The 785-nt window shown below is 38.5% G+C and carries 1 protein-coding gene and 1 pseudogene; both read left to right on the top strand.

What is annotated here, in order from left to right:
- Window positions 1-111, top strand: a pseudogene (locus tag AC1P5O_RS16665) (IS701 family transposase); the annotation flags it as partial.
- A gap of 116 nt (window positions 112-227) precedes the next feature.
- Window positions 228-701: a CinA family protein gene (locus AC1P5O_RS16660; RefSeq protein WP_348942308.1), complete on the top strand. Its 474-nt coding sequence runs from the start codon at window positions 228-230 to the stop codon at window positions 699-701.
- The last annotated feature ends 84 nt before the right edge of the window (window positions 702-785 follow it).

Raw genomic sequence — 785 nt, 5'->3', positions numbered from 1 at the left:
GAAAATGTATATCGTTGGCAGAAGAAATTATTTAGACCAATTATCAAAAACTTCATTGATGACTTTATTCTCGATAAAAATCATCTGCTGCCACAGAGAATCTATAAATAATAGTGCGTAAGTCCTATAAATATAAATATAAATATAAATATACTTGGAGTTGATCGACAGAAAAAAATCTGTCTAGATTGATCTAAAATCACTCCCACAAAGAAAATATAGAGACTATGATAAAAACCTGTTGCGGCTTACTCGAAGAGAAAAACATAAAAATTGCCTTTATCGAAAGCGCAAGTTCTGGATATCTCAGTAGCCAGTTCTCCATTTGTAAAGGAGAAGGTGCCGAAATTCTGATTGGTGGTTTGATCTGCTACGATGTAAGTGTCAAGACTTCAGTATTGGGCATTTCCAAGAATCTGATCAATAGTCATACTGCGGAATCTATGCCGGTAACGGTTGCTCTGGCGGAAGCAGGTAAAAAAATGTTCCGTGATGCTGACTGGATTATTGCCTGTACAGGATTGCTTAAACCAGGTGGTAGCGCGACACCAGAGAAACCGGAAGGGACTTTTTTTGTGGCCATTAATGATGGCACGCAAATCCATCAGTTCCAGTATTATCTCAAAGGCTCGCCACTTGAACGCCTTAATAAACTGTCTGAACCGTACCGGGTTTATCGGAGACTTTTTTATTTAAGTTAGGCCACCTGACCTAACGGATTAATCTTATCATAGTACATTGCTTCAAACTCAAAAGGCGATACATAACCCAGTGCACTGTGTACA

Source organism: Prolinoborus fasciculus (assembly GCF_056724605.1).
Note: the sequence above shows the minus strand (reverse complement) of the source record. Positions and strands in the feature narration are given on the sequence as shown.